Here is a 14,488-nt window from a genome sequence, read left to right on the forward strand (position 1 = left end):
CAGGTCGGGCGACGAAAACACATTCAAAGCACCAGGTCCTTCCAGTTCAACGGAACCGGCTCATGTTGCCCCAGAACACATCGTGATCGTTGGTCGGCAACTCGGCCCTCCCCCGCGATTCCACGTGCCCATCAAGAAACGCCACGTTGATCTTTCCGTTGTGCTGAAAGATCAATCCGGTGCTGCCAGGACCCGTGTACTCGCTTCTCCAATACGAATCGGTCGGGGCGGACGAAGGATACGACCCGCCCTGCCCATCGCTCACTCCATCCATGAAGAACGCCATCCGACTGGGCGCGGAAATCTCGCTAAACAGCTGAGCATGCCCCGAATAGACTTGAGGGGTCGCCCCGGCCGAGGTCGTCAAAGTGGCACATGCGAACCGGTTGACGGCATACTGCTGTCCGTAATCTTTCCAAACCCCTTCCAGCCCGACATGAGTCGGACAACTCATCACCGTTTCGGAGGGAGGCTGCGCCATTTCCGAAGTAAGCCCGAGATACGGGGCTAGAGAGTCGTTCCGGAGCGCGCTGCCACTGGGATCGGTATCCGGACGGGTGCCTGAAAAGGCTTGATCCGGCGGAAGCCTCCAGCCCCACTGATCCAACATCCGCTCCTCATTATCCATAATCCAAGCAAGTCCGGCCTGACTAAGGGTCCTCAAGTTGCTCACGCATTGCGCCGAGCGTGCCGACTCCCTCACACTGCCAACGACTGGAATCAAGATCGCCGCCAGGATCCCAATGATCGCAATGACCGTCAACAACTCGATCAGTGTGAAGCCGCGACACTCAATGTTTTCCGCGGTTGATTTGATAGGTTTGTTTATTCTCATCAGTTATATCTCCCTTTGTTACCTCCAATTTGTCGGCTCAGTCCTGGATTCCGATTTCCACCCGGAAACGCATGAAACGCTTCGACAGATCCGACAGCGCTGTGCGGTCACGGGCATGCAAAAGCGTATCCGTTTCTTCGATCACCAGCACTGATTCATCGCCGTCCTCCCAATTGATCAGGTCAGACGACACTTCCATAGTGAAGACGGCTTCGACGGCATCCTGATTTTTGGCAATTTGAATCTCCAGGTATTGTTCCCCCCCATCGACTTCCAATTTCGCCACAGGCACTTCCCCGACCGAGGAAACGGTCGGATCCAATCCGAGTGCATACTTGATCGCATTCGGAATTCCGTCACCACTGGGGTTCGCGTCGAAAGCCTGGTCGGCCGCGGGCAGTTCAAATCCCGCGATCCAGGCGCCGTAGGTAAGCCCGGTGGTCTCTCCCTGCACGGTTAACGCGACCTCTGATCCTTGGTAGCTGATGCTGAAATCGACGTCATCCACCGTAAGAACGGCTCCCTCAGCGAGGCCCGCGAATGTCCCTGTCACTTCACCTCCGGCACTCGCCACGACGAACTTTTGGCCCGCAGTGAAAGTCGCCGTTTCATTGACCGCCAACTCCAACCGTGCGTTCGAACCGAGAGTGAAGTCGCCGGACATGTCCAAGAATGGGCCACTTGCGGCATCAAGGACCAGGCTCAGGAGAGCCGAGTCTTCCCCGACGCCGTCCGCGAAGCGGATCGAACTCGCCCGAATCGTTCCGTCTTCGACATGAAGGGTGCCGGTCCGCCACACGACGACTTCACCGCCGATATCGACCTCGCCTCCAGCCAGGACATCCAACCGGCCGGTTCCTCCGACCCCTCCGGTGAATTCTCCTCCGCCTTCGCCATCATCGACCCAGACTTCACGGGATCCCCCGATGAACAGGCCGAGGGCGGAACCTTCGAGCCGGCTCCCGCTTCCAGTCAACACCAGCGTTCCTTCCGAACCGGAATTGGTGGCGATATTCAAATCGTTCTCGTCTTGCCCGGCCAGCACCGCACCGTCACTCACGGTCATGACCGCCTCGCCGTTCGTGCCGATTCGCATGGAGCCCGCCGATAAGGTCGTGCCCGCTCCGGTGAGGTCGAACGTGGTCGCTCCATGATTACCGATGTTGAGACCCCCGGCGGTGACCGTCGCACCGTTCTCCACATAAATCTCGGCCACCACCGATCCGCTGTCAGCCGCCGCGAGATATCCCTCCACATCCAGCACCGCATTGTCGACCGTCAGAATGGAGGTCTCTCCCGCATCCCCGAGCCAGGCCACCCGCAAGTCGCCCGCGACGTTGACCGTCGCACCATCCGAAAACAATGCTGTTCCGGCCTTGTTTCGTCCGATTCGTGAGTTCACGCCACCCACCGTCAAGAGTGTGTTGGCGCCACTCACTTCCAAACTTCCGACTCCCTCACGTCCGATATCGAACCGGTTGCCGACATCGATTTGGGCGCCATTCGTAAAGGTTGCTTCCCCGATCGTCGTGGGGCCGTCGGAAACATGCAATCCGCCGTCGATGTTCAAATTACCGCCATCGACCAGCAGCGTGGATCTGTCTCCCGGCGCACCCTCCCACGAGATGCGAAGGTCGCTCCCCAGGACGTTCATCGTAGCTCCGTCGGCGATCACCGCATCGCCGGGCGCACTGCGGCCAATCCGAGGGCGAGTGCCCGAGACATTCAAAACCGTTCCCGGATCCCGAAGCTCGAGGTAACCTGAACCGGTTCGTCCGATATCGAAGCGGTTACTGATCGTCGCCATGGCCCCGTTCCGAAAGATCGCCTCTCCGTGCGCGTTGGCACCATCCGAAAGATGAAGTCCGCCCTGGACCACCAGATGCCCGCCATCGACCGTCAGCCTGGAATCCTCTTCCAAAGCGATCCGCAAATCACTGACCACGCTCAAAGTCGCCCCATCAGAAATCAACGCGGTTCCCGGTCCCATATTACCAATCCGGGGGCGAACCCCCGCCGCCGAGAGCGTCGTCCCCTCTCCCTTCACCTCAAGATGGCCGGCACCGATCCGCCCCACGTCGAAACGGTTCTCCAGGATCATGGAACCGCCTTCAACCACCAGGCTCGCAACGTCGTCTTCCTGATGGGCCAAGAACAAATCCTGCCGAAGGGTGTAGGTATTTCCATTCAACTGAAAAAGGACGTTGTCGGTGCCCAGCAGAAGCATATACGTCTCGGCCGCACCGGCGAAGGTGACCGGATAAGCTTCCTCGGCCCCGATGTCGAATACCGCGTCTTCGTAAAACTCCGGCGCGCCGTTCAACCAATTCGATCCGTCATGGAAACTTCCTCCAGCCGGATTGTTCCAAAACTTCCAAAAGGCATCGTCGGCGGTGCCCGCACTCGCCGCCGCCAAAAAGCCCGCCGCCAACAGGGGACGGCTCCAGCGTTGAATGATCTTAGACATAGATGAGGTACATGGTTTCATAATTGCATCCTTTGGATTAGAGTAGGCGTCCGTCTCCGAACGTCGTGGTGGCAATATATTCAGTGTGTTCAATGGAATTTCCCTCTCAACAGAAACATCTTGGTATGATACCAGTTGCTCTTCATGCCTCACGGTGACTGCAGGAGATCGACCGGTATGATTGTCACCTTGGCATCCTCCTTGTTCAGGCTGTAAGCCACATAAAGATTTCCCTCGTGCTCCACAACGGCCGGATAAGATCGTGAATGCCACGGGCCTTTGCGCATTCCTTCCGGATATCGCGCGGCGGGCGGAAATCCCGGCGCAACCGTGTAGACCCGGCTCATCACCCGCTCGCCCGGTTCGCTGACCGCGATGGCCAGCATCTGCCGGGGATATGGATAAAAGTCGGGGTTATGTACGTTGAACACGAGATAGGTCTGACCCGTAGACAGCTTTCCGACATGCGGCTTTGAAATGCTCATCGGGAAGTTGCTTTCCACCGCGTTCGACCAGCTCTCTCCATAATCGCGACTCACCGTCACAACCGCCCGGTAATCCCGCCAGGGATAATTGCCGACCGCCGATGCCCAAAAGTGTTGATTCCGGTACACGGCCACAATCTTCTTCCCTCCGTCGTATACGACCGGTCCTCCCTCGGTTCCTTGCAGGGCTTCATGGAAAACCATCGGCCCGGAGGGAAGATCCCAGGTCGAAAAATCGCTGCCCCGGCTAATCGCACAGCCGGTCGTAAACCAACCGCCCATGATCCAGTTGCCGTTGTCCATCGGAATCGCTCCGCTCAACGGAAAAAACTTCCGGTCCGTGACCGGTCCCCGCTGTTCCCATTCGTCGGTCCGTTCGTTCAATACCAACCCCCGCATGCGCAGGATCGGAGGATCGTCGGGATAGAGCGTGCTAAAGGCCCAAAGTTGCCCCCCGTTCGAAGCGAGGCCCGAAAATTCCAGAAATTGCCCCCCAAGGTCCAACGTCTCCTGCTGGTTCTTGTTCCGGATCAGAGGCACTTCCTCCCCCGCTTCCCATTCGGTCGTGGTGATGGTCGCGGTCGGCGTCCAGGTGAGCCCGCCGTCGGTCGACTTCGAAAACCGGATGAGGGCATCCGTATCGAGTTCGCCAAGTGTAGTATTTTTCCAGGCCGCATAAAGCTCGCCCTTATGCACGGCCAGGGACATTTGGTGCAGAAACTGATCGACCCCCTGGCTCGCCCGATGAATCTCAACCTGGTGCACCCCGGGTCCTTTGTCTCCGATATAAGGGATGTCGCCCGAAGCCGGAAACGGTATCCGGGAATCCCAGAGTTCATACGGCTTGATCGGAAACACGAGAACCCCGTAGTCGCCCAGCAAAAGCCGCTCATTCGTTCGCATAACCCGGGTGTAGGCATCGAATTCCACTCCCGGCTTCTCCGCAATCAAGTTAAACGAATCCATCTCGATGCGCTTGAATCCGGCCGCCGTCAATTCACCCACCAAACTTCCGGGATGTCCCGCGACGGGCGTGAGAACATAGAAAAGGCCGGCACTGTGCGCCACCACATCGATCTCGCCAATCTCAGACCGGTAGAAGTCGTGTCCTTCGAACGCCCTTACGCGGGTCGCCGTATAATCGCGGTCGGTGAACAACTTGACGCCTTCCCGCAGGATATCCCTTTCGCCTCCCCGCAGCTCGACCCGCGCCACTGGATATTCCGGAGGCGGCGAATCAATGCCATACGACATCGGGAGCGGGGATACAAAATCTCCGTCATCGTCCCCTCCCGCCCGGGCAACACGCAAATTCATGAAACGAGCCGGAGCGTCACTCATCGGCACAACATCGCGGTAAACAAACCGCTCCCGGCCATCCTCCTCGTAGTCAACCCGCACCGGAATTCCCCGTTCCGTCCAGTCAAACAGATCCGGAGAGGCCAGGACATCGTATTGAATATCCGGAAGGGTCGAGGGACGCGCGTAACTGAACGTGAGATAGGTTTCTTCGTGAAAATCCTCCCGGCCAACAATACCCAATTCCTCTCCCGCCGCGCTTTGCCACGGATCCATTCCCAATGCATACTTGACCAAATTGGATACACCGTCGCCGGCGGGATTCCCATGGGTCCCGCTCATCTCCGGTTCTCCCAGTTCCCGCTGATCGAAGTGATAGGCCCGCCACTGATCGAATCCACCCAGAGGATTCAAGTGACGGGTAACACTTTGCCAATTCGTCCCGATCCGGAATTCGTCGAATTGAACATCATTGTTCGATCCGAACAAGCGGACCCTCAACCGGTCAAGCCCGCCGGTCGCCACTCGGGAATTCGTGGTGACCGCCGTCCATTCCGTCGGCTCTTCCGGACCGACCTGATCCACACCCACCACGTAGGCTTTCAGATAATACTCCCGGTCATTGTCCGGATGCGTCACCATTTTCGAGACCAGAAAGATGGTTTCGCCCACTGGCGACAGACCGGTTTGCGTGGTGTGCAAACTTCCCCCAAGTCCGCTGGCGGCCCCGATTTGATATTGTCCGCTGGTTCCCGTAACAACCCGCCATCCCTGGTTCGCCGCCGTTCCCCCTGCTTCGGCGGTTGTCGATTCCAGATCGATCGAAAGACCCGATGTCGAGTTTCCCCGGCGCAGGAGGAAACTCATGTAATAGGTCGACTCCCGGCCATCTTCCAGAGTGAATCCCAACGGACGATACGCGTTTCGGGCTCCCCCCCCGGCCACGTGCAATCGATCTCCCGCCGCGGAAAACCCGGTCCCCGCAGGAAAAACCAGGCTTTCGCCGTCGGCGCCAAGCGTCCACTCGGCGCTCCACGGTTCAGTCCATCCCTGCCCTCCCGCCAATCCGCCGAGATCGGTCCGGCCGTCGTAATCAAATCCTTCATACGCGATCGGATCGCTTCCTCCGTTCCCCGAGGCCGGGGCGGTCACGCTCTCCCAGGTCGTCCCGAACCGGAGTTCGTCGATTTCGGCGTCAATATCGGTTCCAAACACCCTCAAACGGAACGTATCCATCCCTCCGGTGGTAAAGGTTCCGCTCTCTCCCCCCACGGTCCAGGTCACCGGCCCTTCCGAACCGACGGCGTCCACTCCAGCCACATAAACCTGCAAATCATAACGCCGGGCATTGTCCACCGTGCTTTTCATCCGGCCAACCAGGAAGATCGTCTCCCCGACCGGCGCCAACCCGTCAGGACTCCGGAAGCTGGCGCCGAATCCAGCGGTGGGACCAATCTGGAGATAGCCCGGCGATCCGACAATCATCCGCCAAGCCATACCCTGGGCGGACTGAAGATCGAACGACACACCGCCAGAGCTGGTGTGCCTCCGGAACAATACACTAAAATAAATCGACGACGCCTGGTCATCCTGAATCACAAACGGCAATGGCCTGAAAATATCCTGGGCTGCCTCGACGACTACATGCAAACGCCCCCCAACTCCGGTCAGATCGCTTCCAGCCGGGTAATTCAGACTGGATCCGTCTTGGGTGACGAACCAGCGTTCCCGCCAGGCCCCTCCCCAGCCTGTCCCGCCACCCGCGCCCAGCAGACCAACCCGGTCTTCGTAATCAAATCCTTCATACGATTTAATTCTCCCGTCGGCGGAGCCGCATCCCGCGACCATCCAGGTTAATAGACCGATGAAAACTGGCGTCGTTCGATTCATGTCTTAAAAGGAATTCTTCCGGATCAGGGTCGAGCGCCGGAACGCCACCAACCCGAGGATCATCAACCCCGCGACCAGGGCAGACGTTTTTGGCTCTGGAATGACCCCGATTATTCCATCCGAATATAAGAAATCGGTCGTCCATTCGAGACCGTCCGCCAACGCGGGGAGTTGAGTGGAGCCAAACTCACCGAGGATAGTGCCCCCGGCGTTGAACAATTGAAACTGATCCCCAAATCCGGGCGTGTATCCATTTGAAAAATACACTTCCAGCGCCGCGCCTCCGAGGTCGATGTCCCCGGCGATTTCCAACAGGGAATCCAGTCCACCGTCCAATCCCGCAAGGAAAACCGCTCCCGGCTCCGCGGCGAAATGCAACGCTCCCGCGAATACCGTCGCCCCGCTCACCCGCAGTTCTCCGGTTTCCCACACTTGCAGCATTCCCCCGATGTTCACCGTGCCGCCAGTCGAAACTTCCAGGATTCCCTCCGCCCCGGCACCACCATTCTCCGGCGAATTTCCCCCCACATAGACATTGCTTCCGGCTCCGCTCAACGACGCTCCATCCGAAATGCTGACACTTCCAGCCGCATTGTTGCCAATGACTACATCTTCGCTGAGGCTAAACACCGTATTGAGGCCAGTCATTTCAAGTGAACCGGCTCCCGCCTGCCCCATGATCAGACTTCCCGCTGTCACCTGGGCCCCATTCGAAAACCCGATCTCAGCAATCGTATTCGCACCGTCACCCCCGACAATCGCCCCAGTGACGGTCAGCGTCGCGTCATCCACGGTCAACGTGGAGGTTTCTCCCACGGATCCATTCCATGCCACTCTCAAGTCGCCAGCCACATCGACGAGAGCGCCTTCCGCGAATATCGCTGTTCCAGCGGCACTCCGTCCAATCCTGGAATTGACGCCTCCGACCGTCAGAGTCGTGCCTTCTCCCCGCACCTCCAGGGAACCGACTCCCTCCCGGCCGACGTCAAAGCGATTGTCCACCACCACTTGGGCTCCGTTGACGAAACTCGCTTCGCCGACCGTCGCCGCTCCGTCCGAAATGTGCAATCCGCCGGAAATGTTGAGCTGACCTCCATCGACAGTGAGAGTTGAGACATCGGCAGGTTCGCTGTCCCATCCGATCCTCAGGTCGCTGGTCACGTTCATGGTGGCCCCATCGGAAATCAGCGCGGCCCCGGCCGCATCCCGGCCGATGCGGGGACGAACTCCCGCGACATTCATTATCGTATCCTCCCCTCGCAAATGTAGAAAGCCCTCACCTTGCCGCCCGATGTCGAACCGGTTTTGGATGTCAAAGATGCCTCCCTCCACGATCAGGTATCCAACGTCGCCGTTACTTCGACCGACGTGAAGATCGTTGGTCAACGTATAGGTCCGCCCCCCCAGTTGAAACAACACGCTGTCATTGCCGATCCATGCGTTCTGGGTAATCACATCGCTGGTGAACTGCACCGCGTAGGGAACAACCTCTCCCATGTTGAAATACGCGGCATCCCCGGCTCCCGGAGGTCCGGCGGGCGACCAGTTCCCGGAATCGTGAAAACTGCCGCCATCCTGGTTTATCCAGGTCTCGGTGGCTGCCGAAACCGGCAGAGCCCAGATCCCTCCGGCTACCAAGGCCACACCCCAGCAAGCCGTATTCATGCGTTTCGGAGTCGATTTGTGAAGAGCTGCCGCGAGTCGAGTCATGTTATTCATGGGTTGTCATTCTTTCGTTTTGGTTGGGTTAAATACATGCGTGGATGAGCCTGAGTCGCTCTTTCGCTTTCGCATCGACGCGCCGGGAGACGTCGTCCGCCGAATCACTCCGGGCAAGGCCTTTGGTCATCACCAGTCCACCGAACACCAGAAGCCCTAAAACTCCGAGCAGCAGCGGAAACGCCATCGGCCCGATGATTTCATCGCCCATGTTCACAAAGGCGTCACTCGTCAAAACCTCTCCGAAGGCGGCGTCGAGTTGGGCCAGCGTCGCTGAAAACTCGTCCGGCCCTTCGAATGCCCAGTTGAATCCGGCCTGGTCCATGAACTTGCGGAATTCGCTCCCGTTTACCACCCGGTCCAATGCGGCAATCAATGCCTCCGCCCGCTCTTCCGGCACACCGGCCGGCATCGCCACTCCCCGCCAGGTGCCGAGAGAAATGTCCACCCCTTGCTCCTTCATCGTGGGAACATCCGGGAACTGGCTCAATCGCTCGTCCGCCATCACTCCCAAACAACGGATTTCGCCAGCTTGCAACAACGAGCGGGCTTCCGGGAGACTGCAACTGACTAGCGCCAGGCCACCGGCCATCAGCTCCTGCAACGACGGGGTTGACCCTTCGATCGAAATCCAGCGGACCGCGTCGACTCCCGCCCCGATTTCATTGAGCCATCCCGCCATCGCCACATGCCAGATCCCTCCGAGCGCCGTCCCGGATCCCCGCAACTCCCCCGGGTTGCGCCGGATGTACTCGCTCAAATCCTCCAACGTCTTCCACGGAGAGTCCTTCCGGACAAATATCGCGCCGGGATCGCGGTTGATCAGACCGGCGAGTTGATAGTTCTGATAGGTGATCGGTGTCAGATCCCGCCAATGCAGCATGTTCAACTCCGCGGTGATCAAAGTGATGGTGTATCCATCCGGGCGGGCCAGGGCTCCCCGGGTATGCCCGGTCACGCCCGAGGCACCGGTCGCGTTGACGACGTTCACGGGAACCCCGAGTTCCGCTTCCAAACCGACCGCCACCTGCCTGGCAACCCTGTCGGTTCCGCCGCCCGCCGCCCAGGGGCAGATCAAAACAATCGGCTGATCCGGGTATCCGGAATCACCGCCGCACCCGGAAAACAAAAGCGCCACCACCCCCGCCAGGAGCACCATCCCATACCGCAATCTCTTTCGCCAGTATTCCATATTCATCACGTACCAGTTCGCCTGACTTCGTTGGTCGCCTGGCCGTATTTCCGGATGCTATCGCCATCGACGAATCGGGGGGGTATCAAAATATGCAGAGGAGCCTCCGGTATCCCCCGCTCGTTTCGCATCAATTGGTTGGCCACGAGATCCACCGCCGCCGCCGCCAACCATTCACGGTGATGATTGATTCCGGCGAATCCACTCATGCCAGTCGCCCAATCATGGATCACATAACCGATGTCATCCGGAATTCGCATTCCCAACCGCTGTTCGATCCAATCCGGAACATAGCGGTCGAAGGAAATAATCACATCCGGACAATGCTCCTTCACCCAACGGCAAAAGACGTCCGCCGACTGCGCGACCTCGCTGGTCGGCAGGACAAGCGGGGGCGGAAGCCGGTTGCCCGACGCCTTAAGGCGCATCTCATTGTAATGGAGGACCGCGCCGGAATAGGTGAAATCCGACCGGCAATCGATCCAGTTGGAGATCGCCAATCCAATCCGCCGGTAACCCCGCGCGGTCAACTCGCTCATCGTATCCATAATGCCTTGCATCATGTTTGCCGTCACCCGATGAAGTCGGGGAGAAGCGAGCGCGAAACCGAATATCGCGGAGCTGAATGAAGAAAAATCAAATTGGCCGATCGCGCTGTTCACCGACTGGGGCGACGCGATGATTCCTTCAATGCCGCGCGCCTTCAACACCGAGCGAAGCCGCTGCGGAGACAGGCCGCCGGGGCCGATGAAAAAGTCTTCAGCCACGTACCCATGGTCGATCGCCCGTTTCTTGATTAAATCGGAAGATACGAACCGATAGACCGGATCCCGCAAGGCCGCGTCCTGTTGGGCGTCCCGCAGTATTCCCAAGGTGGCCCGGACCCCCTGCTTCTTCTTCGACCGAACGATCGACATCAACCGCGAAAGATTCGGATCGGGCCGATAACCGAGCTCTTCCACCGCCGTCAGTACCCGCCTCCGCATCGTGTCGGAAACGTCCGGCGAATTCCGCAAAACCCGCGAAACCGACATCGGCGAAACGCCGGCCTTTTGAGCGACGGTCGCGAGACAGGGTTCCGTGGGTGAAGTCCGTTTCATAGTAGCAATGATTCGGGGCGGGCCTTGCAAACAATATCAAATAAACCTTCCCCACTGGGAGGGATGGCATCCTGCCGTCCGCCACCGGCATCAGCCCCAGAAGAGGTTCGGCTGGAAGACTCTCTGATTTCGCCCCGTAACGCGGATAGACAGTGAAGGTTCATAAGAAGCGTAGCGGTCACCTCTCACTCATCGGCCAACGCTGGATCGGTCCCGGCCACGTTGGCCGAGGTGGTCCTGGTCGTCGCGACTTCCGCGAGGGGGTCTTCCTCTTGAACCGGACGACGCTTCCACCAGTTCGCCAGCATCGATCCGGAAATGTTCATCCAAGTTCCGAATACGTTCGGAGGCAGGGCCGCTACATGGCTCTTGAGGACGTCGATCGCCAAGCCGGTCGCCATTCCTCCGTTTTGCATTCCAACCTCGAAAGCGACGGTGCGGCAGGTCCGCTCATCCATCTTGTTGGCGACGACGGGATAAATGTTGAGTTTAAAACCGACATATCCGACCACGTATCCCAAGCCCCGGGCGCCCCAATACCCGAAGAGATACCCGGCCGCGTTGTGGATCACGGCCGCCAAAACGAGCAACATCCCCACCGCCAGGAGAACTTCCCGCGTCTGCGCCGTAATGACTGCCAGGATACAACAGATGGCAGTCATGGACACCAGGGGCAACGCCCGGTCCATCCAATTCTCAGACCGGTTCAACCGAACGTTGACAATCCATTTCAGCAGAGCAACTAGACCGATCAAACTCGCCCCGAGGGCGACTCCCGTCTTCAAAGGAACGAATGCACCGAGTCCGTCTCCAGGCATCGAAAGACCGATGAAAGCCACCCCCGCGGACGCTCCGATGATGGTCCACAGGACCCCGGTATTTCGGGCCCACGTCTTCTTGCTGTAAAGAATCGCGTTGGCGACGAGTCCCGCCACGACCGGAACGATGATAATGTTGAAGATCGAAATCATCATCAGAAATGCATTGATTTCCAAAAATTGTCCGGCAAACCGGGCCATAATAAAGGGGGTCATTACCGGGGCAAGAAAGGTGGAAACACAGGTCATGGTGACCGACAACGCCACCCGGCCGCCGGCCAGATAGGCCATCAGATTGGAGGCGACTCCTCCCGAACAGGCACCGATTAAAATGATCCCCGCAGCAATCTCGCCATCGAATCCGAATGACAGCACCACCACCAAACCGACCAACGGCATCACGGCGAACTGCAGAAAGGCCCCGATCAAAACCGGCCAGGGAAAAAGCGCGACCCGGGCGAAGTCCCGGAGATTCAACGTCGTCCCCATTCCGAACATGATGATTTGCGTCAGCGGAACGATCAATAACGTCAAACTCAGCCCACCCCAGCTTTGAAACAGTCCCGGATAAAAGAGGGCCGTCGCCACGAAGACCAAAACCGAGGCGGTAAAGGTGAAACTGCGAAGAGTCGGATGACCGAAGAACGCCAGAGCCATCGACAAAAGAGCGAGCACGGCGGACGGAGCGGCGAAGGAGGGAAGTCCGAAAAGCGCGAACGAAATCGCCAGCAGGGCGAAAATCGGACCGGTGAAACGGGCGCCGCGGGTAAGGGCAGTCAAAAATTGATTGAAATGAACCATGTTTGTTTAGCGGTTTTTTAGAAAATCCCGTCGGTTCCCTCGTGGACGCTTTATCCCGGCGTCCCGTCCCATTCGAGTCTGCCGCGGCTCGAATTGTCGATTCGGACAGCCTATTGACCAGGAGTGAAGCGGAGCCGCCTTATCGTTTGGATGGGATTTGCGAAAAAGGGCCGTCGACAAGGAAAACAAGGAAATTTCGTGAGTGTTATAACAGTTATAACGCCACAAATTCTGGAAGGGCAAGAAGATTTTTCAGGGTTTTTCCGAGGCGGTTCTCCGGCTCACCCATTCGGACGCACGGGGGCAACATCCGGCCCGGGGCTCTACTCCCCGCTTCCGGAATCGCTTATCGCTTCCCGCCGCCGGGCCGCCGACGTCATGAAGGAAGAGGGTTGCGGGATCGGCTTGCGCTTCCACCAATTCGCCAAAATCGAGCCCGAGACATTCATCCAGGTTCCGAAAACATTTGGAGGAAGGGCGGCCACATGGCTCTGCAACACGTCAATGGCAAGACCGGTCGCCATCCCTCCATTCTGCATCCCGACCTCAAACGCGACCGTCCGGCAGGCTTTTTCATCCATCCGGTTCCGCACGCTCGGATAGACTTTCAGCATATATCCGCCGTATCCGAGGATATATCCAAGTCCTTTCGCTCCCCAATACCCGAGCAGATACCCGACAGCGTTATGGATCATCAACGCTACCACCAGCAACAATCCGACCGCCAGGAGTACTTCCCGGGTCTGGGCTGTGATGATCGCCAGGATACAACAAATCGCCGTCATCGAAACAAGCGGCAGCGCCCGTCCCATCCAGTTGTCCGGCCCGGAGAACCGGACGTTCACCACCCACTTCAACAACGCGACCATCCCGATCAAAAACGCCCCCAGCGCCGCACCGGTCTTCAAGGGCAGGAAAGCCCCCCACCCGGTTTCCGGGATCCAGAGAGTGACGGCGGCCACCGCGAAGCTCGCCCCCAGGATCGACAGCAATGCCCGGGTGTTCCTCGCCCACCGCTCCGGACTGTATAGAATGGCGTTGGCAACCAGGCCGGCGACCACCGGAACCAGGATAACATTCAGAATCGAGACCATCATCTGCAAGACGTCGATCTCGATAAACCGCCCCGCAAACCGCGCCATAAGAAATGGGGTCATCACCGGGGCCAGAAAAGTCGACACACAGGTCGTCGTCACCGACAACGCCACCCGGCCCCCGGCCAGATATGTCATCAGGTTGGAGGCCACCCCCCCGGAACATACCCCGATCAAAATGATGCCCGCCGCCAACTCACCCTCAAATCCAAACGCGAGAACCAGGGAAAGGCCGACGATCGGCATCACCCCGAACTGCAGAAAAACCCCGATCAGAACCGGCCACGGGAAAAGCGCCACCCGGGCGAAATCACGGAGATTCAGGGTCGAGCCCATCCCAAACATGATGATCTGGGTGAGCGGCACGATCAGCAATGTCAGGTCAAAACCACCCCAGGTGCCAAAGAGCCCCGGGTAAAACAAGGCAGTGCCGGCGACCACCAGCACCCAGGCGGTAAACGAAAAACTGCGGAGTTTCGGATGGCGGAAAAACGCGAGGGCCATCGCGATCAACGCCAAGACCACCCACGGTCCGCCTTGGGATTCACGCCCCGCCAGCAGCAATACGCCACCGGTCAATCCGGCGAGAGGTGCCACATAACAGGCGGCACGGGTCAGGTAACCAAAAGCTTCGCGAAGAATAGGCATCAAGATAAGGGTGTTAAATCACTATTCCAGTTGGCTCGCAATCAATACTTCCCTCCTCCACGCCCGGTCTTCGGATATCGGCCGGCACCATCATGCTGGTGAAGTGGCGTCTGGTATGGCGCGAGGCATTGTCCGGGTCA

At 58.6% G+C, this 14,488-nt stretch carries 8 protein-coding genes; all 8 read right to left on the reverse strand.

The window, feature by feature from the left end:
* Positions 1 to 46: 46 nt before the first annotated feature.
* Positions 47 to 835, reverse strand: coding sequence for a prepilin-type N-terminal cleavage/methylation domain-containing protein (locus ACWUI2_RS01535; protein WP_486981097.1), 789 nt, complete (start codon positions 833 to 835; stop codon positions 47 to 49).
* 37 nt (positions 836 to 872) lie between these two features.
* Complete coding sequence (locus ACWUI2_RS01540) at positions 873 to 3,302, reverse strand: autotransporter outer membrane beta-barrel domain-containing protein (protein WP_486981098.1); 2,430 nt, start codon at positions 3,300 to 3,302, stop codon at positions 873 to 875.
* Between the two features lie 149 nt (positions 3,303 to 3,451).
* Positions 3,452 to 6,976, reverse strand: a complete 3,525-nt coding sequence (locus ACWUI2_RS01545) for an exo-alpha-sialidase (protein ID WP_486981099.1) — start codon at positions 6,974 to 6,976, stop codon at positions 3,452 to 3,454.
* 3 nt (positions 6,977 to 6,979) lie between these two features.
* Positions 6,980 to 8,686: a hypothetical protein gene (locus tag ACWUI2_RS01550; protein WP_486981100.1), complete on the reverse strand. Its 1,707-nt coding sequence runs from the start codon at positions 8,684 to 8,686 to the stop codon at positions 6,980 to 6,982.
* Between the two features lie 37 nt (positions 8,687 to 8,723).
* A complete protein-coding gene (locus ACWUI2_RS01555) occupies positions 8,724 to 9,893 on the reverse strand; it encodes a tripartite tricarboxylate transporter substrate binding protein (RefSeq protein ID WP_486981101.1) in 1,170 nt (389 codons plus the stop codon).
* The gene (locus ACWUI2_RS01560; RefSeq protein ID WP_486981102.1) at positions 9,893 to 10,987 is read right to left on the reverse strand and encodes a LacI family DNA-binding transcriptional regulator; all 1,095 of its coding nucleotides are present in this window, start codon (positions 10,985 to 10,987) and stop codon (positions 9,893 to 9,895) included. Before ACWUI2_RS01560 ends, ACWUI2_RS01555 begins: the two co-directional genes overlap by 1 nt.
* 185 nt (positions 10,988 to 11,172) lie before the next feature.
* Positions 11,173 to 12,606 carry a bile acid:sodium symporter family protein gene (locus ACWUI2_RS01565; RefSeq protein ID WP_486981103.1) on the reverse strand — a complete coding sequence of 478 codons (1,434 nt, stop codon included), beginning with the start codon at positions 12,604 to 12,606 and terminating at the stop codon, positions 11,173 to 11,175.
* A gap of 323 nt (positions 12,607 to 12,929) precedes the next feature.
* On the reverse strand, positions 12,930 to 14,348 hold the full coding sequence (locus tag ACWUI2_RS01570) for a bile acid:sodium symporter family protein (protein ID WP_486981104.1): 1,419 nt from the start codon (positions 14,346 to 14,348) through the stop codon (positions 12,930 to 12,932).
* Between the last annotated feature and the right edge of the window lie 140 nt (positions 14,349 to 14,488).

The sequence above is a fragment of the Verruconatronum alginivorum genome, assembly GCF_056590205.1.